The organism is Pseudomonas sp. P4_C4, from assembly GCF_056402055.1.
Genome location: NZ_JBFUID010000004.1, coordinates 108314 through 132779, shown reverse-complemented (window position 1 = coordinate 132779; position 24466 = coordinate 108314). Strand labels below are relative to the sequence as shown.

At 61.0% G+C, this 24466-nt stretch carries 22 protein-coding genes; 11 read left to right on the top strand and 11 right to left on the bottom strand.

The window, feature by feature from the left end; genetic code table 11:
* Window positions 1-63: 63 nt before the first annotated feature.
* On the bottom strand, window positions 64-1359 hold the full coding sequence (gbcA, locus tag AC1DXW_RS04495) for a glycine-betaine demethylase subunit GbcA (protein ID WP_477753318.1): 1296 nt from the start codon (window positions 1357-1359) through the stop codon (window positions 64-66).
* Between the two features lie 282 nt (window positions 1360-1641).
* Between gbcA and gbcB the strand changes: the two genes are divergently transcribed.
* Window positions 1642-2742 (top strand): glycine-betaine demethylase subunit GbcB, encoded by a 1101-nt coding sequence (gene gbcB, locus AC1DXW_RS04490; protein WP_477753319.1) that lies wholly within the window; start codon window positions 1642-1644, stop codon window positions 2740-2742.
* Window positions 2743-2875: 133 nt separating this feature from the next.
* Here gbcB and AC1DXW_RS04485 read toward each other — a convergent pair whose 3' ends face one another.
* Together AC1DXW_RS04485 and AC1DXW_RS04480 are read right to left on the bottom strand one after the other, a co-directional pair.
* Entirely contained in the window at window positions 2876-3700 is an 825-nt protein-coding gene (locus AC1DXW_RS04485; RefSeq protein WP_477753320.1) for an SDR family oxidoreductase, read from the bottom strand.
* A 205-nt stretch (window positions 3701-3905) separates the two neighbouring features.
* Complete coding sequence (locus tag AC1DXW_RS04480; RefSeq protein ID WP_477753321.1) at window positions 3906-4946, bottom strand: threonine aldolase family protein; 1041 nt, start codon at window positions 4944-4946, stop codon at window positions 3906-3908.
* A 132-nt stretch (window positions 4947-5078) separates the two neighbouring features.
* Here AC1DXW_RS04480 and AC1DXW_RS04475 point away from each other — a divergent pair, with 132 nt between their 5' ends.
* From AC1DXW_RS04475 to fdhA, 8 genes are all read left to right on the top strand, one after another.
* On the top strand, window positions 5079-5831 hold the full coding sequence (locus tag AC1DXW_RS04475; RefSeq protein WP_477753322.1) for a TraX family protein: 753 nt from the start codon (window positions 5079-5081) through the stop codon (window positions 5829-5831).
* A 284-nt stretch (window positions 5832-6115) separates the two neighbouring features.
* Window positions 6116-7369 carry a serine hydroxymethyltransferase gene (glyA, locus tag AC1DXW_RS04470; RefSeq protein WP_130210172.1) on the top strand — a complete coding sequence of 418 codons (1254 nt, stop codon included), beginning with the start codon at window positions 6116-6118 and terminating at the stop codon, window positions 7367-7369.
* 23 nt (window positions 7370-7392) lie between these two features.
* Window positions 7393-8643, top strand: a complete 1251-nt coding sequence (locus AC1DXW_RS04465; RefSeq protein WP_038981138.1) for a sarcosine oxidase subunit beta — start codon at window positions 7393-7395, stop codon at window positions 8641-8643.
* Between the two features lie 14 nt (window positions 8644-8657).
* Window positions 8658-8987 carry a sarcosine oxidase subunit delta gene (locus AC1DXW_RS04460; protein WP_223456827.1) on the top strand — a complete coding sequence of 110 codons (330 nt, stop codon included), beginning with the start codon at window positions 8658-8660 and terminating at the stop codon, window positions 8985-8987.
* Window positions 8984-12001 (top strand): sarcosine oxidase subunit alpha, encoded by a 3018-nt coding sequence (locus tag AC1DXW_RS04455; protein WP_477753323.1) that lies wholly within the window; start codon window positions 8984-8986, stop codon window positions 11999-12001. The genes AC1DXW_RS04460 and AC1DXW_RS04455 overlap by 4 nt, the downstream gene beginning before the upstream one ends.
* A 182-nt stretch (window positions 12002-12183) precedes the next feature.
* Window positions 12184-12816, top strand: coding sequence for a sarcosine oxidase subunit gamma (locus AC1DXW_RS04450; protein ID WP_150725144.1), 633 nt, complete (start codon window positions 12184-12186; stop codon window positions 12814-12816).
* 146 nt (window positions 12817-12962) lie between these two features.
* Window positions 12963-13820, top strand: coding sequence for a formyltetrahydrofolate deformylase (gene purU / locus AC1DXW_RS04445; RefSeq protein ID WP_477753324.1), 858 nt, complete (start codon window positions 12963-12965; stop codon window positions 13818-13820).
* 163 nt (window positions 13821-13983) lie between these two features.
* On the top strand, window positions 13984-15183 hold the full coding sequence (fdhA, locus tag AC1DXW_RS04440; RefSeq protein ID WP_477753040.1) for a formaldehyde dehydrogenase, glutathione-independent: 1200 nt from the start codon (window positions 13984-13986) through the stop codon (window positions 15181-15183).
* Window positions 15184-15230: 47 nt separating this feature from the next.
* Here the strand turns inward: fdhA and AC1DXW_RS04435 are convergent, their stop codons facing one another.
* Window positions 15231-15719: a hypothetical protein gene (locus AC1DXW_RS04435; protein ID WP_477753039.1), complete on the bottom strand. Its 489-nt coding sequence runs from the start codon at window positions 15717-15719 to the stop codon at window positions 15231-15233.
* Window positions 15720-15963: 244 nt separating this feature from the next.
* On the opposite strand from AC1DXW_RS04435, the gene AC1DXW_RS04430 reads away from it, so the two are divergent.
* Window positions 15964-16512, top strand: a complete 549-nt coding sequence (locus AC1DXW_RS04430) for a DUF2780 domain-containing protein (RefSeq protein WP_477753038.1) — start codon at window positions 15964-15966, stop codon at window positions 16510-16512.
* Between the two features lies 1 nt (window position 16513).
* Here AC1DXW_RS04430 and AC1DXW_RS04425 read toward each other — a convergent pair whose 3' ends face one another.
* Entirely contained in the window at window positions 16514-17401 is an 888-nt protein-coding gene (locus AC1DXW_RS04425) for an acyltransferase (RefSeq protein WP_477753037.1), read from the bottom strand.
* A 164-nt stretch (window positions 17402-17565) separates the two neighbouring features.
* Here AC1DXW_RS04425 and rloA2 point away from each other — a divergent pair, with 164 nt between their 5' ends.
* Window positions 17566-18072: a retropepsin-like aspartic peptidase RloA2 gene (rloA2, locus tag AC1DXW_RS04420; RefSeq protein WP_477753036.1), complete on the top strand. Its 507-nt coding sequence runs from the start codon at window positions 17566-17568 to the stop codon at window positions 18070-18072.
* 12 nt (window positions 18073-18084) lie between these two features.
* Here rloA2 and AC1DXW_RS04415 read toward each other — a convergent pair whose 3' ends face one another.
* The 6 genes from AC1DXW_RS04415 to AC1DXW_RS04390 form a co-directional block, all read right to left on the bottom strand.
* Window positions 18085-18714 (bottom strand): glutathione S-transferase, encoded by a 630-nt coding sequence (locus AC1DXW_RS04415; RefSeq protein ID WP_477753035.1) that lies wholly within the window; start codon window positions 18712-18714, stop codon window positions 18085-18087.
* Between the two features lie 166 nt (window positions 18715-18880).
* On the bottom strand, window positions 18881-19060 hold the full coding sequence (locus AC1DXW_RS04410) for a hypothetical protein (RefSeq protein ID WP_477753034.1): 180 nt from the start codon (window positions 19058-19060) through the stop codon (window positions 18881-18883).
* Window positions 19057-20187: a PepSY-associated TM helix domain-containing protein gene (locus tag AC1DXW_RS04405; RefSeq protein ID WP_477759792.1), complete on the bottom strand. Its 1131-nt coding sequence runs from the start codon at window positions 20185-20187 to the stop codon at window positions 19057-19059. Before AC1DXW_RS04405 ends, AC1DXW_RS04410 begins: the two co-directional genes overlap by 4 nt.
* 72 nt (window positions 20188-20259) lie before the next feature.
* On the bottom strand, window positions 20260-22704 hold the full coding sequence (locus AC1DXW_RS04400) for a TonB-dependent siderophore receptor (RefSeq protein ID WP_477753032.1): 2445 nt from the start codon (window positions 22702-22704) through the stop codon (window positions 20260-20262).
* Window positions 22705-22947: 243 nt separating this feature from the next.
* Window positions 22948-23922, bottom strand: a complete 975-nt coding sequence (locus AC1DXW_RS04395; RefSeq protein ID WP_477753031.1) for a FecR family protein — start codon at window positions 23920-23922, stop codon at window positions 22948-22950.
* Window positions 23919-24437 carry an RNA polymerase sigma factor gene (locus AC1DXW_RS04390; protein ID WP_477753030.1) on the bottom strand — a complete coding sequence of 173 codons (519 nt, stop codon included), beginning with the start codon at window positions 24435-24437 and terminating at the stop codon, window positions 23919-23921. Before AC1DXW_RS04390 ends, AC1DXW_RS04395 begins: the two co-directional genes overlap by 4 nt.
* Between the last annotated feature and the right edge of the window lie 29 nt (window positions 24438-24466).

Sequence of the window (24466 nt, the reverse complement as noted above, 5' to 3'; positions counted from 1 at the left end):
GCTCCTACAGGGTCTTGTGTACACCTGTAGGAGCTGCCGAAGGCTGCGATCTTTTGATCTTGATTAGCCCTGGACCGGAACCCCTTTGAGATAAGGCGCAGGCTCGGCCCCAAGGTTGTTCAGCAACCGCTCGCTGTACCAGTCCACGAAGTTCACCACGCCGAACTCATAGGTCTTGGAGTACGGGCCAGGCTGGTACGCGGTGGAGTTGATCCCGCGCTGGTTCTCTTCGGCCAGGCGACGGTCCTGGTCGTTGGTCGCATCCCAGACCTGGCGCATGCGCTCCACGTCGTAGTCCACGCCTTCGACCGCGTCCTTGTGCACGATCCACTTGGTGGTGACCATGGTTTCCTGGGCGCTGATCGGCCACACGGTGAACACGATGATGTGGTCGCCCATGCAGTGGTTCCAGGAGTGCGGCAGGTGCAGGATGCGCATCGAGCCCAGGTCCGGGTTCTGGATCCGGCCCATGAGTTTTTTGCAGCCCTGCTTGCCGTCGATCGTCATCGATACGGTGCCCTTGAGCAGCGGCATGCGCACGATGCGGTTACGCAGGCCGAAGCTGGCGTGAGCGTAAGGGATCTTCTCGGCTTCCCAGGCAGCGGCCGAAGCGGCTACGTGATCCTTGAAGGCCTGGTCGGCACGCGGGTCGGTGACGTCGTCCCATTCCAGCAGGGTTTTCAACAGTTCCGGGTGCGACGCGTTGCAGTGGTAGCACTCGCGGTTGTTTTCCAGCACCAGTTTCCAGTTGGCTTTTTCGAACAAGGTGGTCTGAATCGCCACCTTGGTGTTCTCCATGTCGTACGGTTCCATGTAATGGTTCAGCGTCGACAGGAAGTCATCAATGGCCGGCGGGTTTTCCGACAGGCTGATGAAGATGTAACCGCCAGCGGTTTTCACGTTCACAGGCTTGAGGCCGTACTGCTTCATGTCGAAGTCGGCGCCCATTTCGGTGCCGGCGAACAGCAGGCGACCGTCCAGCTCATACGTCCATTGGTGGTAGTGGCAGACCAGTTTGGCGACTTTGCCTTTTTCACTGGTGCACAGCCGCGAACCACGGTGACGGCAGACGTTGTGGAACGCATGCACCACGCCATCGGCGCCACGAATCACGATGATCGGGTTCTTGCCGATCTGCAGGGTCAGGTAGTTGCCCTTGGTCGGGATTTCGCAGGTCATGCCGGCGATCAACCACTCTTTCTGAAAGATTTCCTGCATGTCGATATCAAACAGGCGCTCGTCGGAGTAAAACGGCTGCGGCAGTGAGAAGGTGCGCTCGCGCTCTTGCAGCATCTGTGCGGTGGCCTTGCGTGCGGGTTCCAGCGGATCGCCCAGGCTCAGGGTAGTAGTGACGTCCATCATTTAATCCTCAAGGCCATTCTGTGTGGCCGGCGAATAGTGGCTACGGTTGTGCGACGCAAGACAAAAAACAGCAGTTATCTGTTGAGGCGAGTGTGGGGCCGGCGCTGCCCGGAACCTTATCCATGGGCGACATGGCCCAATCTGTTCCCGACGCGCAACCCCCGGTAATTGGGGGCTGGTCGCGATAAGTATGTGAATGTCGCAGATAGGTAAATGGGTGGTTCGCGCTATACGCAGAATCGCCAACATGAAGGCCGACAGTCGGCCGTGGAGATCAGCATGTCCAACAGCTTCCTGAACCCGGTAACCACCCAGACCTGGGCCAATGGTCGACACATTGTCCGTTGCGTCAAAGTCATCCAGGAAACCTGGGATGTGCGCACCTTCTGTTTCATGGCCGACCAGCCGATTCTGTTCTTTTTCAAGCCCGGGCAATTCGTCACCCTGGAGCTGGAAATCGACGGCGTGCCGATCATGCGCTCCTACACCATTTCCAGTTCGCCGTCGGTGCCGTACAGCTTTTCGGTGACCATCAAGCGCGTGCCGGGGGGCAAGGTGTCCAACTGGCTGCACGACACTCTACATGAAGGCCAGGAGCTGGCGGTGCACGGGCCGGTCGGACTGTTCAATGCCATGGACTTCCCTGCGCCGAAAATACTCTACCTCAGCGGCGGCGTCGGCATCACGCCGTGCATGTCCATGGCGCGCTGGTTCTACGACACCAACGGCAACGTCGACATGACGTTTATCCACAGCGCCCGCTCGCCCAAAGACATCATTTATCACCGCGAACTGGAACACATGGCGTCGCGGATCGAGAACTTCAGCCTGCACCTGATTTGCGAGAAACATGGCATGGGTGAGCCCTGGGCTGGTTATCGCGGTTACCTGAACCACAGAATGCTTGAATTGATGGCGCCGGATTTCCTTGAGCGTGAAGTGTTCTGCTGCGGCCCGACACCGTATATGAGCGCGGTCAAGCGCTTGCTGGAAGGCGCTGGCTTCGACATGTCGCGCTACCACGAAGAGTCCTTCGGCGCGACTCCGCCAGAAGCCCGCGCCGACGCCGTGGAACACGCTGAACAAGCGGCCGATGCCCCGGAAATCGACGCGGCGGATCTGCATCAGGTGGAATTCACCGCATCCGGCAAGAGCATCCGCGTGGCCCCGGGCGAGACCGTGCATGCGGCGGCGGCCAAGGTCGGCCTGATGATCCCGAAAGCTTGCGGCATGGGCATCTGCGGCACCTGCAAGGTGTTGAAGCTGGGTGGTGAAGTCGAGATGGAACACAACGGCGGGATCACTGAAGAAGACGAAGCCGAAGGGTATATTCTGTCGTGCTGCAGTGTGCCGAAGGGTGACGTGCGTATCGAGTTCTAACTAACGTCGCCCCCCTGTAGGAGCGAGCTTGCTCGCGATGGGCTTGAAAGCGCTGCGTTTATTCAGAAAGCACGCGTTATCGTTAGCGTCCATCGCGAGCAAGCTCGCTCCTACAGAGGTGGGTTCGATCCAATCAGTCGACGAACAGATCCGTCATCAGCTTGTCGTCGCTGTCCGGTGCGAACCGATAGTGCTCGAACTCCGTCACACCGCTTTCTCGCAGTATTTCCTCATCAATCAACAAGCGCCCTGTCAGGCTGCGGTTTGCGCTGCTCAGAATCACATGCGCCGCATCCGCCATGATCGCAGGCAGGCGTGCATGCTTGAACGATTCCCTTGACCCCAGCTGAAACTCGATGGCAGCGGTGGCAATCATGGTCTGCGGCCACAGCGAGTTGACGCTGATGCCGTAATTCCTGAATTCCTCACTCATGCCCAAGGTCAGCATGCTCATGCCGTATTTGGTCACGGTGTACGGGCTGTACTGGGCAAACCACTTGGTGGCCAGGTTCAGGGGTGGGGACAGGTTGAGGATGTGGCCGCTGGACTTCTTCAAGTACGGCAACGCAGCCTGGCTACACAGCAATACGGCACGGGTGTTGATCTGGTGCATCAGGTCAAAGCGCTTGAGTTCAAGGTGCTGGACCCCGGTCAGCTTGATCGCCCCGGCGTTGTTGATCAGTGCATCGATGCCACCGAAGTGTTCGTTGGCCTGGGCCAGTGCCTCACGGACGGCAACCTCTTCGCGCACATCCACCTGCAAGGCCAGCGCCTTGCCGCCAGCGGCTTCCACTTCCTGGGCCACGCTGAAAATCGTGCCTGGCAGCTTGGCGTGGGGTTCGGCGCTTTTGGCGGCGATCACAATGTTGGCCCCATCGCGTGCGGCCCGCAGCGCGATCTCGCGGCCGATGCCGCGGCTGGCGCCGGTGATGAACAGGGTTTTGCCTTGCAATGACATGCTGACGCTCCTGATTGTTGTTATGTGAGCGGATCGGCTCGACAGACAATGTAGACGAGGAGCAAGCAACAGGGGGAGATGGTGTTGGCTTTTGTGGGAGCGAGCTTGCTCGCGATGGCGGAGTGTCAGCTGACATCAATGCTGGATGTGCTGGCCTCATCGCGAGCAAGCTCGCTCCCACAGGAGAGCGGTGTAAGCCAGAGTTTTAGTGGGACATCACTTCACGGATGTCCTTCGCCAGTTCCCGCACGCGCTCTTGCTCGGTGTCCCACGAGCACATGAAGCGTGCGCCGCCGTTGCCGATGAAGGTGTAGAAGCGCCAGCCCTTGGCGGTCAGCGCAGCGATGGCCGGCTCCGACAGCTGCAGGAACACGCCATTGGCCTGTACCGGGAACATCAGCTCCACGCCGGGGATGTCGCTGACCATTTCGGCCAGCAATTGCGCGCAGTGGTTGGCGTGGTTGGCGTATTTGAGCCAGGCGTCGTTTTCCAGGATCCCGACCCACGGCGCCGACAGGAAGCGCATTTTCGACGCCAACTGCCCGGCCTGCTTGCAGCGGTAATCGAAGTCTTCGGCCAGTTTGTGGTTGAAGAACAGAATCGCCTCGCCCACCGCCATGCCGTTTTTCGTACCGCCAAAGCACAGCACGTCGACCCCGGCCTTCCAGGTCAGGTCGGCCGGGGTGCAGCCGAGGAATGCGCAGGCGTTGGAGAACCGTGCGCCGTCCATGTGCAGGTTCAAGCCAAGCTCTTTGCAGGTGGCGCTGATGGCGCGGATTTCGTCCGGGGTGTAGACGCTGCCGACTTCGGTGGCCTGGGTCAGGGTCACGACGCGGGGTTTCGGGTAGTGGATGTCCTGGCGCTTGAGCGCGACCTCGCGGATCGATTCCGGGGTCAGTTTGCCGTTTTCAGTGCGGGCGATCAGCAGTTTGGAGCCATTGGAGAAGAATTCCGGGGCGCCGCATTCGTCGGTTTCGACGTGGGCGGTTTCCGAGCAGATCACGCTGTGGTAACTCTGGCACAGCGACGACAGCGCCAGCGAGTTGGCGGCGGTGCCGTTGAAGGCAAAAAACACTTCGCAGTCGGTTTCGAACAGTTTGCGGAAACCGTCGGAGGCCCGGGCGGTCCACTCGTCGTCGCCGTATGCGCGCTGGTGGCCGTGGTTGGCCTGTTCCATGGCAGCCCAGGCTTCAGGGCAGATGCCGGAATAGTTGTCGCTGGCGAATTGTTGGCTCTTGTCGGTCATGGCCTGCTTCCGTGGTCGAGATGCCTATGGTGAAGCGTCCCGTGGTCAATGAGGGTGCGCACTGTACCCAAGATCGTCAGGTGGAGCGCACAGGATGTCGCTGTCGGGAAAATACACGGTCGAAGGGCAATTATGCACGTGACTATGCACAAGAACATGCACAAGGCCATGCACTTAAAGCAGCGGGACGGGGCACTGGATCTGCTCAAGTGGCTGGCGCTTTTGAGCATGGTGCTCGATCACCTGCGATATGTCGGTTATTCCGCCGATTTGCTGTATGTGCCGGGACGCCTGGCGTTTCCGTGGTTCTGCCTGGCGATGGCGGCCAATCTGGCGCGCGTGGGGACTGCGACGACCGGTGGCCAGTGGCGCTATCTGGGGTGGTTGCTGCTGTTTAGCGCGGTGAGTGAAATTCCTTACCGAATGTTCATTCCCGATCCCGACACCTTGAATGTGCTGCCCACCCTTGCCCTGGGCTTGCTGGTGGTTCGTGGCTGGCAGCAGCCGGTGCTTGCATCGCGACTGCTGGCCGTCGGCGCGGTACTGCTGGCAGGGTTTTTCTCCCAGCGATTGATGTTCGGGTTCTTTGGCGTGCTGTTGCCGCTGGCGATGCTGCTGGTACTGCAGCGGCCCTGGTACTTCGCGCTGTTGGCGGGGTTGGTGTGCCTGGCGGGCAATCAGTGGCAGGTGCTGTATTACTCTGTTCGATTGGGCAATCACGTGGCGATGGCGGCAGTCGCCACTTGTCTGATTGCGCCATGGCTCGGAGTGTTCTTGTTGCGACATGCCCATGACGTAAAACCACCGCCCATTCGACGTTGGGCGTATGCGCTGTATCCCGTGCATTTCCTGCTGTTGCTCGCAGTGCGACAGGCCATCGGATGACCCTGTAGGAGCGAGCCTGCTCGCGATAGCGGCGGGTCAGCCGACATCAATGTTGAATGTGATGCCGCTATCGCGAGCAGGCTCGCTCCTACAGGGGATCTGCGCTGGATCGACGGTCGGGTTCGGCCAGCCATTTCCCGCCATGTCGTAAACGCACCTTTGCGTGGCGCCCGTAGGCATTTGACGACTCCAAGCCAGTCATACCATCGCTATCAAAGGGCACTGCCGAAAAACCAGTGCCTCACCGAGACGAATGGCGCACCGCCGCCGCTGGGAGAGACGCGATGTTCAGCAAGCAAGACCAGATCCAGGGTTACGACGATGCACTGCTGGCGGCGATGAATGCCGAGGAGCAACGTCAGGAAGATCACATCGAGCTGATCGCGTCGGAGAACTACACCAGCAAGCGCGTGATGCAAGCGCAAGGCAGCGGCCTGACCAACAAATACGCCGAAGGCTACCCGGGCAAGCGCTACTACGGTGGCTGCGAGCACGTCGACAAGGTTGAGGCGCTGGCCATCGAGCGCGCCAAGCAACTGTTCGGCGCCGATTACGCCAACGTCCAGCCGCACTCCGGCTCCTCGGCCAACAGCGCCGTGTACCTGGCCCTGCTGCAAGCAGGCGACACTATCCTCGGCATGAGCCTGGCCCACGGCGGTCACCTGACCCACGGCGCCAAAGTGTCGTCCTCGGGCAAGCTGTACAACGCCGTGCAGTACGGTATCGACACCAAAACCGGTCTGATCGATTACGACGAAGTCGAGCGCCTGGCCGTCGAGTGCAAGCCGAAGATGATCGTCGCCGGCTTCTCGGCCTACTCCAAGACCCTCGACTTCCCGCGCTTCCGTCAGATCGCCGACAAGGTTGGTGCACTGCTGTTCGTCGACATGGCCCACGTTGCCGGTCTGGTCGCTGCCGGCCTGTACCCGAACCCGCTGCCTTACGCCGATGTGGTCACCACCACTACCCACAAGACCCTGCGCGGTCCACGTGGCGGCCTGATCCTAGCCAAGGCCAACGAAGAAATCGAGAAGAAGCTCAACGCCGCGGTATTCCCCGGTGCCCAGGGCGGCCCGCTGATGCACGTGATCGCCGGTAAGGCGGTGTGCTTCAAGGAAGCGCTGGAACCAGGCTTCAAGGCTTATCAGCAGCAAGTGATCGACAATGCCCAGGCCATGGCCGGCGTGTTTATCAAACGCGGCTACGATGTAGTGTCCGGCGGTACCGACAACCACCTGTTCCTGGTCAGCCTGATCCGTCAGGGCCTCACCGGCAAAGAGGCGGATGCAGCACTCGGTCGCGCCCACATCACTGTGAACAAGAACGCTGTCCCGAACGATCCACAGTCGCCGTTCGTGACCTCCGGCCTGCGCATCGGCACCCCGGCGGTGACCACGCGCGGCTTCAAGGTGACCCAGTGCGTCACGCTGGCCGGCTGGATCTGCGACATCCTCGACAACCTCGGCGACGCCGATGTCGAGGCCAATGTCGCCGAGCAAGTGGCAGCCCTGTGCGCGGACTTCCCGGTTTATCGCTGAGTGCGGTTTTGGAGTAAATGACTATGCAACGCTACTCGGGCTTCGGCCTCTTCAAACACTCTCTCAGCCATCATGAAAACTGGCAGAAAATGTGGCGCACGCCGACCCCTAAAAAGGTCTACGACGTGGTCATCGTCGGCGGTGGCGGGCATGGTCTCGCCACGGCCTACTACCTGGCCAAGGAACACGGCATCACCAACGTGGCCGTGGTCGAGAAGGGCTGGCTGGGCGGCGGTAACACCGCGCGCAACACCACTATCGTTCGCTCCAACTACCTGTGGGACGAGTCGGCGCACCTGTACGAACACGCGATGAAACTGTGGGAAGGCCTGTCCCAGGACCTCAACTACAACGTGATGTTCTCCCAGCGCGGCGTCTACAACCTGTGCCACACCCTGCAGGACATCCGTGATTCCGAGCGTCGGGTCAGCGCCAACCGCCTCAACGGCGTCGACGGTGAGCTGCTCGATGCCAAGCAAGTGGCCGACGAGATCCCGTACCTCGACTGCTCCAAGAACACTCGCTACCCGGTGATGGGCGCCACTGTCCAGCGTCGCGGCGGCGTGGCCCGTCACGATGCCGTGGCCTGGGGCTTTGCCCGTGCCGCCGACGCCCTCGGCGTGGACTTGATCCAGCAGACCGAAGTGATCGGTTTCCGCAAGGAAAACGGCGTGTGCATCGGCGTTGAAACCAACAAGGGCTTCATCGGCGCCAAGCGCGTCGGCGTGGTGACTGCCGGTAACTCCGGGCACATGGCCAAGCTCGCCGGTTTTCGCCTGCCGATCGAATCCCACCCGCTGCAAGCGCTGGTGTCCGAGCCGATCAAGCCGATTATCGACAGCGTGATCATGTCCAACGCCGTGCACGGTTACATCAGCCAGTCCGACAAGGGCGACCTGGTGATCGGCGCCGGTATCGACGGTTACAACGGCTACGGCCAGCGCGGTTCTTACCCTGTGATCGAACACACCGTCCAGGCCATCGTCGAGATGTTCCCGGTGCTGTCGCGCGTACGCATGAACCGTCAGTGGGGCGGCATCGTCGACACCACGCCGGATGCCTGCCCGATCATTTCGAAAACCCCGGTACCGAACATGTTCTTCAACTGCGGTTGGGGCACCGGCGGCTTCAAGGCCACACCTGGCTCGGGCAACGTGTTTGCCGCGAGCCTGGCCAAGGGTGAAATGCACCCATTGGCCGCACCTTTCTCCATCGACCGTTTCCACAACGGTGCGTTGATCGATGAACACGGCGCTGCTGCGGTTGCCCACTAACAGGAGAAATCCCCATGTTGCATATCTTCTGTCCTCACTGCGGCGAACTGCGCTCCGAAGAGGAATTCCATGCATCCGGCCAGGCGCACATCCCGCGTCCACTGGATCCGAACACCTGCACCGACGAGGAGTGGGGCGACTACATGTTCTTCCGCGATAACCCGCGCGGTCTGCACCACGAGCTGTGGGATCACGTCGCCGGTTGCCGTCAGTACTTCAACGCCACCCGCGACACCGTGACCTACGAGATTCTCGAAACCTACAAGATCGGCACCAAGCCACAATTCACCGACAAGACCGATAGCCCGAAAGCGGCCAGCACGGCTCTGGGAGAGAAGGTATGAGCCAGATCAATCGCCTGTCCAACGGCGGACGGATCGACCGCAACAAAGTCTTGAGCTTCACCTTCAACGGCCAGAACTACAAAGGCTTCGAAGGTGATTCCCTGGCCGCTGCACTGCTGGCCAACGGCGTCGACATCATCGGTCGCAGCTTCAAGTATTCCCGTCCGCGCGGCATCTTCGCTGCGGGCGCTGAAGAGCCGAACGCGGTGCTGCAGATCGGCGCCACCGAAGCCACGCAGATCCCGAACGTGCGCGCCACGCAACAGGCGCTGTATCAAGGCCTGGTCGCCACCAGCACCAACGGCTGGCCGAGCGTGAACAACGACATGATGGGGATTCTCGGCAAGGTCGGCGGCAAGCTGATGCCTCCGGGCTTCTACTACAAAACCTTCATGTACCCGCAATCGTTCTGGATGACTTACGAGAAGTACATCCGCAAAGCCGCCGGCCTTGGCCGCTCGCCGACCGAGAACGATCCGGACACCTACGACTACATGAACCAGCACTGCGACGTGCTGATCGTTGGCGCTGGCCCTGCTGGCCTGGCGGCAGCACTGGCGGCTGCGCGCAGCGGTGCCCGTGTGATCCTCGCCGATGAGCAGGAAGAGTTCGGCGGCAGCCTGCTCGATTCCCGCGAAAGCCTCGACGGCAAGCCTGCGACCGAGTGGGTCGCCAGCGTCATCGACGAGCTGAAGAACACCCCGGACGTGCTGCTGTTGCCGCGCGCCACCGTCAACGGCTACCACGACCACAACTTCCTGACCATTCACGAGCGCCTGACCGATCACCTCGGCGACCGCGCACCGATTGGCCAGGTGCGTCAGCGCATCCACCGGGTCCGCGCCACTCGCGTGGTGCTGGCGACCGGTGCTCACGAGCGTCCACTGGTCTACGGCAACAATGACGTACCGGGCAACATGCTCGCCGGCGCCATCTCGACCTACGTGCGCCGTTACGGCGTGGCACCGGGCAAGAAGCTGGTGCTGTCGACCAACAACGACCACGCCTACCGCGTTGCCCTGGATTGGCTCGATGCCAGCCTGCAAGTGGTGGCCATCGCCGATGCCCGCAGCAACCCGCGTGGTGCGCTGGTGGAAGAAGCACGTGCCAAAGGTATCCGCATTCTCACCGGCAGCGCCGTGATCGAAGCCCGTGGCAGCAAGCGCGTGACCGCTGCCCGTGTGGCCGCCATCGATGTCAAAGCCCACACCGTGACCAGCCCTGGCGAATGGCTTGAATGCGACGTGGTGGCCAGCTCCGGTGGTTACAGCCCGGTGGTTCACCTGGCTTCGCACCTGGGTGGCAAGCCGATCTGGCGCGAAGACATCCTCGGTTTCGTACCGGGTGAAGCGCCGCAGAAACGCGTGTGTGTCGGTGGCATCAACGGCGTCTACGGCCTTGGCGATTCTCTGGCCGACGGTTTTGAAGGAGGCGCCCGCGCCGCCGCTGAAGCCGGGTTCCAGACCGTCGAAGGCGTACTGCCGAAAGCCCTGAGCCGTCTCGAAGAGCCGACCCTGGCGCTGTTCCAGGTGCCCCATGAAAAGAACACCGCACGGGCGCCGAAGCAATTCGTCGACCTGCAAAACGACGTCACCGCCGCCGCCATCGAACTGGCGACCCGTGAAGGCTTCGAGTCGGTCGAGCACGTCAAGCGCTACACCGCGCTGGGCTTCGGCACCGATCAGGGCAAGCTCGGCAACGTCAACGGCCTGGCCATCGCTGCCCGCTCGCTGAACGTGACCATCCCGCAGATGGGCACCACCATGTTCCGTCCGAACTACACGCCGGTGACCTTTGGCGCCGTGGCCGGTCGTCACTGTGGGCACATCTTCGAGCCGGTACGCTACACCGCTCTGCATCAGTGGCACCTGAAGAACGGCGCCGAGTTCGAAGACGTCGGCCAGTGGAAACGTCCGTGGTACTTCCCGAAATCCGGTGAAGACCTGCACGCTGCAGTGAAGCGTGAGTGCAAAGCCGTGCGCGACAGCGTCGGCCTGCTCGACGCTTCGACCCTGGGCAAGATCGATATCCAGGGCCCGGATACGCGCGAGTTCCTCAACCGCGTCTACACCAACGCCTGGACCAAGCTCGACGTGGGCAAGGCGCGTTATGGCCTGATGTGCAAAGAAGACGGCATGGTGTTCGACGACGGCGTGACCGCTTGCCTGGCCGATAACCATTTCGTCATGACCACCACCACCGGCGGCGCGGCTCGCGTACTTCAGTGGCTGGAGCTGTACCACCAGACTGAATGGCCGGAGATGAAGGTGTACTTCACCTCCGTCACCGACCATTGGGCAACCATGACCCTGTCCGGGCCGAACAGCCGCAAGCTGCTCGCTGAAGTCACCGACATCGACCTGAGCAACGAAGCCTTCCCGTTCATGACCTGGAAAGAAGGTCTGGTCGGTGGTGTGCCGGCGCGGGTGTTCCGGATTTCGTTTACCGGTGAACTGTCGTACGAAGTCAACGTGCAAGCCGACTACGCCATGGGTGTGCTGGAAAAAATCGTCGATGCCGGCAAGAAGTACAACCTGACGCCATATGGCACCGAAACCATGCACGTGCTGCGGGCCGAGAAGGGCTTCATCATCGTCGGCCAGGACACTGACAGCTCGATGACCCCGGACGACCTGAACATGGGCTGGTGTGTCGGTCGCACCAAACCGTTCTCGTGGATCGGCTGGCGTGGCATGAACCGTGAAGATTGCGTGCGTGATCAGCGCAAGCAACTGGTTGGCCTCAAGCCGATCGATCCGAACAAATGGCTGCCGGAAGGCGCGCAGCTGGTGTTTAACACCAAGCAGGCGATCCCGATGACCATGGTTGGTCACGTGACCTCCAGTTACCTGCACAACTCCCTGGGCTATTCGTTCGCCATGGGCGTGGTCAAGGGCGGCCTGAACCGCATGGGCGAGCGCGTGTTCGCACCGCTGGCGGATGGCAGCGTGATCGAGGCGGAAATCGTTTCTTCGGTGTTCTTCGATCCGAAGGGCGAACGCCAGAACGTGTAAAGGCTTCGGGTCCTGTGGGGTGTGAGCTGCCGCCATCGCGAGCAAGCTCGCTCCCACAGGATTGAAGTCGCCAGAAAAATTTGTGTCAGGCATCAGTCCACTGTGGGAGCGAGCTTGCTCGCGATGGCGGCAGAAGCGCCACCACAAGGGCCGGAACCAACAAAATTCAACACAGGTGCTTTATGACCGCAGCCAATGTTTACCAACAACGCCCAACCTCCGGGGCCAAGGCCGAGTCGTCGCTGCATCACGCCGACCTCGCCAGCCTGGTGGGCAAGGGTCGCAAGAACGCCGGCGTGACCGTGCGTGAGAAAAAACTCCTCGGCCACTTGACCATTCGTGGCGATGGCCACGATGCCGCGTTTGCCGCGGGCGTGCACAAGGCCCTTGGCATCGAGTTGCCGGGCGCGCTGAGCGTCATCGTCAAAGGCGAAACCAGCCTGCAATGGATGGGGCCGGATGAGTGGCTGCTGATCGTGCCGACCGGCGAAGAATTGGCCGCCGAGCAAAAGCTCCGCAAAGCGCTTGGCGATCTGCACATTGCAATCGTCAACGTCAGCGGTGGCCAGCAAGTCCTCGAACTGAGCGGCCCGAACGTGCGCCAGGTGCTGATGAAGTCCACCAGCTACGACGTGCACCCGAACAACTTCCCGGTAGGCAAAGCTGTCGGCACGGTGTTCGCCAAGTCGCAACTGATGATCCGTCACACCGCTGAGGACACTTGGGAACTGTTGATTCGTCGCAGCTTCTCGGATTACTGGTGGCTGTGGTTGCAGGATGCTTCTGCCGAGTACGGGCTGAGCGTTCAGGCTTGATCACCGATCAACTGTAGGAGCGAGCTTGCTCGCGAAAAACGTCAACGATAACGCGTGCTTCCTGATTTAACGCGTCGTCCTGAAGTCCTTCGCGAGCAAGCTCGCTCCTACAGGAGGCATCTACCGTTTTCAAGGGAGTCACTGCTATGAGCCGCGCCCCAGACACATGGATTCTGACCGCCGACTGCCCCAGCGTGCTCGGCACCGTGGACGCGGTGACCCGCTTTCTGTTCGAGCAGGGCTGCTACGTCACCGAGCACCACTCCTTCGATGACCGGCTCTCGGGCCGTTTCTTCATTCGTGTGGAATTTCGCCAACCCGATGGCTTCGACGAGCAGTCGTTCCGCGCGGGCCTGGCCGAGCGTGGTGAAGCCTTCGGCATGATCTTCGAACTGGTCGCGCCGAACTATCGGCCGAAAGTGGTGATCATGGTTTCCAAGGCCGATCACTGCCTCAACGACTTGCTCTATCGCCAGCGCATCGGCCAGTTGTCGATGGACGTCGCTGCCGTGGTTTCCAACCACCCGGACCTCAAGCCGCTGGCCGACTGGCACCAGATTCCGTACTACCACTTCCCGCTGGATCCGAACGACAAGCCGTCCCAAGAGCGTCAGGTGTGGCAGGTCATCGAAGAGTCCGGCGCCGAACTAGTGATCCTTGCACGCTACATGCAAGTGCTGTCGCCGGAGTTGTGCCGCAAGCTCGATGGCAAGGCGATCAACATCCACCACTCCCTGCTGCCCGGGTTCAAGGGCGCCAAGCCTTATCACCAGGCCTACAACAAGGGCGTGAAACTGGTGGGCGCCACGGCGCATTACATCAACAACGACCTCGATGAAGGTCCGATCATTGCCCAGGGTGTGGAGGCAGTGGACCACAGCCATTATCCGGAAGATTTGATCGCCAAGGGGCGGGATATCGAAGGGCTGACGCTGGCCCGGGCGGTGGGCTATCACATTGAAAGAAGAGTGTTTTTGAACGCGAACAGGACGGTTGTTCTCTAGCGTTTTTTACTGCCTGAAAAGATCGCAGCCTTCGGCAGCTCCTACAGGGGTATGCAATCAATGTAGGAGCTGCCGAAGGCTGCGATCTTTTGAATTCCCGAGCACTTAACGCGCTGCCTGCCTGGGCAACGCGGTTCCATAAAAACAACAGCGAGGTGAAAGCATGTCTGGTAATCGTGGTGTGGTGTATCTCGGCGCTGGCAAGGTCGAAGTGCAGAGTATTGACTATCCGAAAATGCAGGACCCGCGCGGCAGGAAGATTGAACACGCTGTCATCCTGCGTGTGGTGTCCACCAACATCTGTGGTTCCGACCAGCACATGGTGCGCGGGCGTACCACGGCGCAAACCGGCCTGGTGCTGGGCCATGAGATCACCGGTGAAGTGATCGAGAAGGGCAGCGACGTCGAGAACCTGAATATCGGCGACCTGGTGTCCGTACCGTTCAACGTGGCTTGCGGGCGCTGCCGCTCCTGCAAAGAAATGCACACCGGCGTGTGCCTGAGCGTCAACCCGGCGCGTCCCGGTGGCGCTTATGGTTATGTCGACATGGGCGACTGGACCGGTGGCCAGGCCGAATACGCCATGGTGCCGTACGCCGATTTCAACCTGCTGAAACTGCCGGATCGCGACCGGGCCATGGAAAAAATCCGCGACCTGACCTGCCTTTCCGACATCCTGCCGACCGGCTATCACGGTGCCGTGACCGCTGGCGTCGGCCCGGGCAGCACCGTATACATCGCCGGTGCCGGTCCGGTCGGCCTGGCGGCGGCCGCATCCGCTCGCCTGTTGGGTGCGGCGGTGGTGATCATCGGCGACGTCAACACCGTGCGCCTGGCTCACGCCAAGGCCCAGGGCTTCGAAATCGCCGACCTGTCCCTGGACACGCCGCTGCACGAGCAGATCGCCGCACTGCTCGGCGAGCCGGAAGTGGATTGCGCCATCGACGCTGTAGGCTTCGAAGCCCGTGGCCATGGCCATGACGGCGTGAAACACGAAGCCCCGGCCACCGTACTCAACTCGCTGATGGGCGTGGTGCGTGTGGCAGGCAAGATCGGCATCCCCGGCCTCTACGTGACCGAAGACCCGGGTGCTGTCGACGCTGCCGCGAAAATGGGCAGCCTGAGCATCCGCTTCGGTCTGGGCTGGGCCAAGTCCCACAGCTTCCATACCGGCCAGACCCCGGTGATGAAATACAACCGCGCGCTCATGCAAGCCATCATGTGGGACCGCATCAACATCGCCGAAGTGGTAGGCGTTCAGGTGATCAGCCTGGATCAGGCTCCGCAGGGTTATGGCGAGTTCGATGCCGGCGTACCGAAGAAGTTTGTGATCGATCCGCACAAGATGTTCAGCGCGGCCTAAGGCCATCGGGTTAAAAAAAGGGCGACCGAGGTCGCCCTTTTTTTTGTTCAATGGCCTGTCGGTGGCATGGTCAGGACTCTGTAGTTGAACTCACATTCCTTTTCCACCCGTGAATCGCAGTGTTCAACGGACTTGGCTTTGTTGGAAGCGCCGGCCTTTTCTTTAATGGGTTGCGCCTCCCATTTTGTGCCCTTGACGGGGGCCCACTCTCTGAAGGAGTACAACGTCATCCTGGCAAACGCATACCAGTCGTCACCCTCGTAATCACACGAAACTACATCCGTATTACCTTCGGAACTGACGGTCCGGTAGAGCGCTCCGGTGAATACGAAGGTTTTAAGATCTCCCTCGTTGGCATAGGGGTTTTCGCCTACCCAGACGCGGCCGTTCGGACCGGGGGCGGTATAGCTGTAGCCTTGTTCCTCCTGTTTTTGTTTGATGCTTGCAGCTGACGGACACATAGTGGTTGCCGCCAAAGCGTTGGCTGTGAATACTGACAGTAGTACGGCACTTGCCGCGAGTGTTTTACGTATCATGATGTACTCCTTTACACGGGTTTGAGCCGTCATGTTGGGGGAGGTGGACTGCGGCAGGTACTATCAGTATTGATAGGTTGCGTTGACGCCTTATTCATCGCGCGACATCCAGGGATTCACGTTTCTTATACGTGACCGGGGTAAAAGTGGATGCGCGGCAAGGAACATGATTGAGGATGCCTGGTCAAACCGGCAGTTTTACCGCCGGTTTTCGGATGGTTTCATGGCACAAGAGGATGTCTGGATGAAGATTTCACGCGGCATTGCATTGGCTTCGCTGTTGGCACTGTCCGCCAGTCCGGCCTTTGCACAGTTCAGCCTGAACGATGCGGCCAATGCGATTTCGGGCATCAAGGGCGGTGACGTGGCAGCGACTGCCGCACCCACACCGCAGACAGCCGACTTGCTGAGCACGCTCACTCAATTGAACATCACCCCACAGCAAGCCATCGGCGGTGCCGGGGCGATGCTGGGGCTGGCGAAGAACCAGTTAAGTTCGACCGACTACTCGGAACTGGCCAAAAGCGTGCCAGGCATCGACATGCTCTCGGGCGGCGGCGAGTTGGGTGCGCTGGCCGGTCTGCTCGGCTCCAGCGGCAAAGCGGCAGGGCTGGACAATGCCCTGGGTAACGTCAAGGACACCAACGACCTGAACAACGCCTTCAGCGCCCTGGGCATGGACAGCGGCATGATCGGCCTGTTTACCCCGGTGCTCCTGCAGTACCTCGGTCAGCAGGGCGTCGGCGGTACGCTGCTGAGCAGCCTGGGCAGCATCTGGGGCACCGGTAGCTGATTCAGCGGTGCCCGGCGCGCAAGGCGTCGATGCGCTGATCCTTCTCGATCCAGAGCTGGTTGACCCAGTTCTGGACCTTCTCGCGAAACAGCGGATCGTTTTCGTAGTCGCCCTGCCACAGCGCCGGGTCGAGATCGCGGGTCTGGATATCGATGATGACCCTTGGCACATCGCCGCTGATCAAGTCCCAGAACCCCGGAATCTTCTGCTGCGGGTAAACCACCGTCACATCGAGAATCGCATCCAGCTGTTCGCCCATTGCCGCCAGTACAAACGCCACGCCGCCAGCCTTTGGCTTGAGCAGGTAGTTGAACGGTGATTGCTGTTGAGCGCGTTTGGCCGACGTGAACCGCGTGCCTTCCAGATAATTGACCACGGTTACCGGTTGGCGCTTGAACAGCTCGCAGGCCTGTTTGGTGATCTCCAGATCCTTGCCCGCCAGTTCCGGGCGTTTGGCCAGGAATGCCTTGCTGTAGCGCTTCATGAACGGGTAATCCAGCGCCCACCACGCCAGGCCCAGGAAGGGCACCCAGATCAGTTCTTTCTTGAGGAAGAATTTGAAGAACGGTGTGCGTCGGTTCAGCGTCTGGATCAGCGCCGGGATGTCGACCCAGGATTGATGGTTGCTGATCACCAGGTACGAGGTATCACGGCGCAGATCGTCACCGCCGCGGATGTCCCATTGGGTGGGGATGTACAGGCGGAAAATCAGCTTGTCGATCTCGGACCAGGTCTCGGCGATCCACATCACCACCCATGAGGCGTAATCGCGAAAACGGCCAGGCAGGACCAGCTTGAGCAGGGCAAACACCAGCAGTGGCCCGATCAGGACCAGGGTGTTGAGCACAAGCAGCAGGGTCACGAAACAGCCGGTGAGCAGGCGGCGCATAAGTCACTCGTGGAGGCGGTTGGGCGCGCCATGATAAGCAGCTTCGGGCGGCAGGCCAAATCGGTGCTGACGAATGTTTCACTTTTGGGTCGGTAACGTTGTGGGAACGATCAAGCGAACGACGGTCTAAAATCCGATTGCTCACTCTCATGGAAACCCATTACGTGAAATCCCTCCTTGCAGTGCTCTCCCTTATCGCCCTGCCGGTCATGGCCGCCGAGCCGACCCTGTACGGGCGTTACGAATACATTGCCCTGCCGGAAATCGGCGGGCAGGTTCTCAAGGCCAAAATGGACACCGGCGCCCTGACCGCGTCGCTGTCGGCCAAGGACATCGAAACCTTCAAGCGTGACGGCGAAGACTGGGTGCGTTTCCGCCTCGGCACCAAGGACGCGAGCAACCAGGTCTACGAACACAAGGTCGCGCGCGTCAGCAAGATCAAGACCCGTTCCGAAGAGGACGAAGAGGACCGCGAAGTCGTCGCGCCGACCAAGCGTCCGGTGGTCGATCTGGAACTGTGTCTGGGCAACGTCAAGCGCACCGTGGAGGTCAACCTCACCGACCGCAGCAGCTTCAACTACCCGTTGCTGATTGGCGCCAAGGCGTTGCGTGAGTTCGGGGCGGCGGTGAATCCGGCTCGGCGGTTTACGGCCGACAAGCCGGATTGCTGATCTTTTGCAGGCTTAAACCTTCGGCATCGTCGCAATCATCGAAGGCCGCTGGCTCACCTCGAAATACCACGCCGCCAGTTGCGGATTCGCCGTGCGCCAGTCCAGATCCGGATGGCGCAAATCCAGGTAACCCAGTGCACAGGCCACGCTGATCGCGGCCACGTCGAAGTGGCAGGTCAGCTCGGCAATCGCGTCCTTTTCCAGCAATGCCAGGGCGCGGCGGATTTTGTCGCGCTGGCCGTCGAGCCATTCGTCCCAGTGTTTTTCCGGGGCGCGCAGGGCGACTTCGTAGCGCACCAGCACGGCCGCGTCCATGATCCCGTCGGCCAGCGAAGCGAGGGTCAGGCGCCGCCAGCGGGCCGAGCCTTCGCGGGGGATCAGCGGGTTGCCGACGTGCTGCTGATCGAGGTAATCGAGGATGACCCGGCTGTCATGGATGATGTTGCCATCGGCCAGGCGCAGCGCCGGGATCTTACCCAGGGGATTATCTTCGATCAGCGTGAGGTCCGGGTTGACCGGGGTGAGTACGCTGGTCTGCAACGCCACGCGGTCCTGTTGACCGGTTTCGTGCAGCAGCACCATGACTTTGCGAACGAAGGGAGAGAGCGGGTTGTGGTACAGGGTCATGCTCGGGGCAGACATGGCAGCGTCTCGATCGGTGGCAGTGTCGGGCAGCATAGCGTGTTGATCCGATTGCTCAAGATCACAATCTCCTGTGGGAGCGAGCTTGCTCGCGATAACGGTACGACAGTCACTATCAGTGTTGACTGATCTATCGCCATCGCGAGCAAGCTCGCTCCCACAGGGATCAGTGGCGTTGCAGGAGGCCGCGCAGGGCAAGAGCGGCCGGGATGCCAAGCCCCAACCAGCTCAACGAATCCCAAACACCATCCCCGAGCAACGCGGCAAACAACCCTGCCGCGCTGAGCACTGCGATGACGGTCGGAATGGCAAACACTTTCCAGAAGTTCGACTGCCGGGGCTTCATGCCACGCTCTCCGCTTTTTCCGCCACGGGTTTTACAGCCTTGCGCCGCACCACCCACAGATAAACACCGCTGCCGAGCACGATGATGGTCAGCACATCCAGGGTCGCCCAAAGGATCTTCATCGGCATGCCTCCGTAGTCGCCGAAGTGCAGTGGCTGCGACATGCCCATGGCGTCCATGTACCACGGTCGTTCGGCCACGGCAGTGACTTGCAGGGTGCTGGCGTCGATCAGTACCGGCGTCAGCAGGTGCGAGGTCAGGTGCGTGCTGCCTTTCATGAACACTGCGTAATGGTGCTCGCTGGAGAATCGCGTGCCGGGAAAGGCGATGAAGTCCGGCTGCATGCCCGGCGCAACGTCCCTGGCGATGTCGAGCAGATGGGTGGCCGGCGCCCGTTGCGTCAGCGGTGGCGCATCGCGGTACGGCGCGACCATCGCGCTCAGGCTGTCGTTGCGCCAGGCGGCAATGATCAGGTCGGCGCAGGCACTGATCACGCCCGTCACGCCGACCACCAGGGCCCAGGTCAACGTCACCACGCCGATCAGGTTATGCAGGTCGAGCCAGCGCAGGCGCGTGGATTTGTCCTGGCGCACGGTGGCGAATTTCAAGCGGCGCATGAACGGCAAATACAACACCGTGCCGGAAACGATCGCCACCACGAACAGAATCCCCATGAACGCCAGCAGCAATTTGCCCGGCAAACCGGCGAACATGTCCACGTGCAGGCGCAGCATGGTCAGCATGAAGCCGCCGTTGGCCGATGGCGTCTCCAGCGCTTCGCCGGTACGGGCGTCGAGCATGAAGGTGTGGGACGAGTTCGGCTCGGTGCCCGCGGTCGCGGCCATGATGGTCAGCACGGTGTTGGGCTCATCATCTTCGAAGCCAAAATACTGCAGGACTTCGTAGGGGCGATGTTGCTCGGCGGCCTGCACCAACTGCTGCAAATTCAGGTGCGGAGTGTCCGCCGGCATTTCCTTCACTTCAGGCGCATCGCCCAACAAGTGGTCAATCTCGTGGTGAAAGATCAACGGCAGGCCGGTCAGTGCCAGCAGCAAGAGGAACACCGTACAAATCAGGCTGGTCCAGGTATGAACAGCGGACCAGCGGCGAATAGTTTTACTTTTCATTTCTTGGCCTTCAGAAAAACCAAAGCCGTCCACGAAGGACGGCCTGATCATTGGGCGTGTCAGCTCAACGCGTTACCACTTGTAGGTTGCACTGGCGACGACACTGCGCTGGTCGCCGTAGTAGCAGTAGAAGCTGTCGCAAGTCGAGATGTAGTCCTTGTCGAACAGGTTGGTTGCGTTAACGGCCAGCGAAGCGCCTTTGAGGCTGTTGTCCAGGCGACCGAGGTCGTAGTGAACCACCGCGTCGAACACCGTGTAAGCACCGGCTTTGCCCAGCCAGGTGTTGGCCTGATCGCCATAGGTATTGCCGGTATAGCGCGCGCCAGCGCCGATGCCGAAGCCATCCAGCACGCCGTTGTGCCAGGTGTAGTCGCCCCACACCGATGCTTGCTGGTTAGGCATCAGTTGCAGGCGGTTGCCCTTGTAAATGCCCTCTTGCACTTCGGATTTGGCCAGAGTGTAGGCAGCCGTGACCTTGAGGTTTTCAGTCACGTCGGAAACGGCTTCCAGCTCCAGGCCTTTGACTTTCACTTCGCCGGTCTGGCTGGTGACTGTCACGTTGCCCACGTTGTGGGTGACGGAAACGTTTTTCTGGGTCAGGTCATATACCGCCGCCGTCAGCAGGGTGTTGCTGCCCGGTGGCTGGTACTTGATACCCAGTTCCCATTGCTTGCCTTCGGTCGGCTTGAACGACTCGGTCGGCGAGGCGACGGCATTGCTGGTCGGCTGGAACGATTCGGCATAGGACAGGTATGGCACGAACCCCGAGTCGAACACGTAGCTGATCGCCGCGTTGCCGCTGAAGTTCTTGTCGCGCTCGGTGTTGGTGGCATCGCCTTTGTTGAAGAACGTGGTGCCGGTGTGGACCCAGTCTTCACGACCGCCGAGGGTCAGGCGCCATTGGTCGATGGCCATCTGGTCCTGGAGGTACAGGCCGGTCTGCTGGGTCTTCTGCTCGTAGTCGTAGAACGCCGTGGAGCGTGCCGGACGGGTGATCGGCAAACCATAGATCGGGTCGTTGACGTTGATGCCCGGCGCGGTGCCGAAGATCGAGAGGTAGTTGGTGGTGTTGCGCTGGTGGTCCAGGCCGATCAGCAAGGTGTGACTGACGTCGCCGGTGACGAAGTCGCCCTGGAAGTTGTTGTCCACGGCGAATTGGGTGATGTCTTCGTCGACATTGGTGGTGCCACGGCCGGTGTTGCCTTGATCGTCGACGACAAAGCCGAGGTTGGCAAAGTCAGGGTTGTAGCTGTTGACGGTCACGGCCTGGAACGACAGCTCCGACCTGGTGTAGCGCAGGTTCTGCCGGAACTGCCAGACATCGTTCAGGCGGTGTTCGAAGGCGTAACCCAGCGCGTAGTAGGTGCGGTCATAGAAGTCATAGTTCGGATCACCCAGGTTCTTGTGGTGGGAGATCTCGCCGAATGGCATGTCGATCTTGGTGCCCTGGATCGGATAGAACTGACTGGTGATACCGGTATCGTCACGGGTGAACTGCGTGAGCAGGGTGAACCTGGTGTCTTCGTCGATGTTCCAGGTCAGGCTCGGCGCAATGTTGTAGCGCTTGTCATCGATGTGGTCGATCGGAGTGCCGCCGTCGCGCAGCACGCCGCTGAGGCTGTACAGAAACTGGCCTTCGTCGTCGATCTTGCCGGTGCTGGCGAAGTTGATCTGGCGATGGTTGTCGCTGCCGTACTGCAACTGGATCTCGCTGCTGGCTTCAGCGCTTGGGCGCCGGCTGACCATGTCCAGCAGGCCGCCCGGCGGGGTCTGGCCGTATACGGACGAGGCCGGGCCACGCAGCAGCGCCAGGCGGTCGAGGTTCCAGGTTTCCTGTTTCGGGTTGGCGTACACACCTTTTGGCAGTGGCAGGCCGTCGAGGAATTGAGTCGGTTCGAAACCACGCACGCGCAACCAGTCGGAGCGGGTGTCGCTGCCGAAGCTGCTGGCGGTGATGCCCGGCAAGTAGCGCACGGCATCATCGAGGGTGTGCACGTTGCGGTCGTCCATCTGCTCACGAGTGACGACCGAAATCGAACGCGGTGCTTCGACCAGCGCGGTGTCGGTCTTGGTGCCGGCGGCGGTGCGCTTGGCCAGGTAGCCCTGTGCCGGGCCCCAGGCGCTTTCAGTGTCTTGCACACCGATCACGCTGGTTGCCGGCAGGTCCATCACGCCCTCGGGCACGGCCACCAGGCTGTAGGTGCCCGCACTGCTCAGCTCCAGTTGCAGGCCAGTGCCACGCAGGGCTTCGCGCAACGCGCCGGCTGCGTCGAACTGGCCTTTGACCGGCGCCGAGGTCTTGCCCGCCGCCAGGGATGGGTTCAACGACAGGGCCAACCCGGCCTGGCTGGCGATCTGGTTCAGGGTGCTGGCCAACGGTGCGGTTGGCAGGTTGTAGGTGCGGACGCTGGACACCTGTTCAGCGGCGACCAGTTGGCTGCCGGCCAAAGGGGTGCAAAGGGCAATGGCGACCGCCAGCAAACTGCGGCGCAACAGAGAGTCTAGCGAACGAGGCATACAGCGGCTCCTGAATGGAAATATTTCTCAATTGCCTGTGTGCCGAACGAAAATCAAAAAGTGATAGGGCTTGATGAAAATAATTTCGATTCAGAAGTCGGTTGCGGCTGGTATTGGGTCAAAACGGTTTTTGCGGGGAGTCGAACGCCGTCATCGCGAGCAAGCTCGCTCCCACAATTTGAAATGCATTCCAATGTGGGAGCGAGCTTGCTCGCGATGACGGTTGATCAGACACAAAGCTTTTCAGGGTCTGGTATCGGCCTTGGCCACGACCTTCACCCACCATGGCGTGTGTTGTTCGATCTGCACCGGCAGGGTCGGCAGCAGGGCATTGAGTGCCAGGTCGGTGTCGCGCAGCGGGAAGCTGCCGGTGATGCGCAGGTCGGCCACCTCCGGTGCGACCCCGACGAAACCGTTTCGATAGCGGCCGATTTCATGCACCAGGTCTTCCAGTCGCGTGTTGTCCACCACCAGCATGCCGCGGGTCCAGGCATCCGCGCCGAGGTTGACGGCCAGCACCGGACCCAGACCGTTGTTGCGGATCAGTGCCTGCTGGCCTTCGTGCAGAATCTGTTCGGCCGGGTTGGACTCAGGGTGAACCGCCACCGCCGACTGCAACACACTCAGGCGCGTGCCTTGTTCTTCGCGCTTGACCAGAAACCGCGTACCCAGCGCGCGCATGCTGCCTTCACGGGTTTCGACGATGAACGGCCGCGGATCGCCATGGCCGGTTTCCACCAGGATTTCGCCCTCCTGAAGCACGATGCGCCGCTGCTTTTCATCGAAACGCAGATCCAGCGCGCTGTGGGTATTGAGATTGATCAGCGTGCCGTCAGCCAGGCGCAGGGTGCGCTGCTCGCCAACGGCGGTGCGCTGGTCGGCCAGCCAATAGTCGATCGGCAGGTAACGATCCCCGGCGAACAGGGCCAGGCCGATCACTGCAACGATACTGGCGACACTGTTGCCAAGCTTGCGCACTCGCCGGCGAATGCCTTCGCGTGATTGCAGCAAGGCAGTGCGGGCCGGGCCGCTGGCCACGCCGATACGCTGGTCGAGCATGCCCAACTGGCGCCAGGCGCGGGCGTGCTCTTCGTGGGCCGCGTGCCACTTGGCGAACTCTTCGCGTTCTACCGGGTTGGCACAATCCATGGACAACTGCCAGGCAATCGCCGCGTCCAGCACGTTGGCCGATACCGGTTTGGAACTGAGCGGATTCACGTCGGCTCACCATATAGCGCGATGTAACACTGGCGAATGCCTTGGGCCAGGTACTGGCGCACCCGCGGCACCGACACCCCCAGGCGCTCGGCGATTTCTGCGTGGCCGAGGCCGTCGAGACGGTTGTAGAGGAACGCTGCCCGGGCCTTGCTGGAAAGCTTGCCGAGCAATCGGTCGATGTTTTTCAGGTCTTCGAGGATCATTTGCTGTTCTTGCGCCGACGGTTGTTCGGCTTCGGGAACCAGCATCAACTCGGTGAGGTAAGCCTGTTCCAGCGCGGCGCGGCGGAAATAATCGAACAGCAGGCCCTTGGCGATCGCCACCAGGAATGCCCGGGGTTCGCCCGGGACCTTCAGTTCCTCGCGGCCCAGCAAGCGCACGAACGTGTCCTGGCTCAGGTCCTCGGCCCGCTGCGGGCAGGCGACGTTGCGTCGAAGCCAGGCCAAAAGCCAACCGCGATGGTCGCGATATAACGCACCGACGAGCTCACTTTGAGGGCTTGGGACTGACGACACGCCGCACACCGATTGGGAAATATTAACTA

Coding starts and splice junctions, on each gene's coding strand:
- gbcA (WP_477753318.1), bottom strand. CDS start 1,359: ATGGACGTCACTACTACCCTGAGCCTGGGCGATCCGCTGGAACCCGCA.
- gbcB (WP_477753319.1), top strand. CDS start 1,642: ATGTCCAACAGCTTCCTGAACCCGGTAACCACCCAGACCTGGGCCAAT.
- AC1DXW_RS04485 (WP_477753320.1), bottom strand. CDS start 3,700: ATGTCATTGCAAGGCAAAACCCTGTTCATCACCGGCGCCAGCCGCGGC.
- AC1DXW_RS04480 (WP_477753321.1), bottom strand. CDS start 4,946: ATGACCGACAAGAGCCAACAATTCGCCAGCGACAACTATTCCGGCATC.
- AC1DXW_RS04475 (WP_477753322.1), top strand. CDS start 5,079: ATGCACGTGACTATGCACAAGAACATGCACAAGGCCATGCACTTAAAG.
- glyA (WP_130210172.1), top strand. CDS start 6,116: ATGTTCAGCAAGCAAGACCAGATCCAGGGTTACGACGATGCACTGCTG.
- AC1DXW_RS04465 (WP_038981138.1), top strand. CDS start 7,393: ATGCAACGCTACTCGGGCTTCGGCCTCTTCAAACACTCTCTCAGCCAT.
- AC1DXW_RS04460 (WP_223456827.1), top strand. CDS start 8,658: ATGTTGCATATCTTCTGTCCTCACTGCGGCGAACTGCGCTCCGAAGAG.
- AC1DXW_RS04455 (WP_477753323.1), top strand. CDS start 8,984: ATGAGCCAGATCAATCGCCTGTCCAACGGCGGACGGATCGACCGCAAC.
- AC1DXW_RS04450 (WP_150725144.1), top strand. CDS start 12,184: ATGACCGCAGCCAATGTTTACCAACAACGCCCAACCTCCGGGGCCAAG.
- purU (WP_477753324.1), top strand. CDS start 12,963: ATGAGCCGCGCCCCAGACACATGGATTCTGACCGCCGACTGCCCCAGC.
- fdhA (WP_477753040.1), top strand. CDS start 13,984: ATGTCTGGTAATCGTGGTGTGGTGTATCTCGGCGCTGGCAAGGTCGAA.
- AC1DXW_RS04435 (WP_477753039.1), bottom strand. CDS start 15,719: ATGATACGTAAAACACTCGCGGCAAGTGCCGTACTACTGTCAGTATTC.
- AC1DXW_RS04430 (WP_477753038.1), top strand. CDS start 15,964: ATGAAGATTTCACGCGGCATTGCATTGGCTTCGCTGTTGGCACTGTCC.
- AC1DXW_RS04425 (WP_477753037.1), bottom strand. CDS start 17,401: ATGCGCCGCCTGCTCACCGGCTGTTTCGTGACCCTGCTGCTTGTGCTC.
- AC1DXW_RS04415 (WP_477753035.1), bottom strand. CDS start 18,714: ATGTCTGCCCCGAGCATGACCCTGTACCACAACCCGCTCTCTCCCTTC.
- AC1DXW_RS04410 (WP_477753034.1), bottom strand. CDS start 19,060: ATGAAGCCCCGGCAGTCGAACTTCTGGAAAGTGTTTGCCATTCCGACC.
- AC1DXW_RS04405 (WP_477759792.1), bottom strand. CDS start 20,187: ATGAAAAGTAAAACTATTCGCCGCTGGTCCGCTGTTCATACCTGGACC.
- AC1DXW_RS04400 (WP_477753032.1), bottom strand. CDS start 22,704: ATGCCTCGTTCGCTAGACTCTCTGTTGCGCCGCAGTTTGCTGGCGGTC.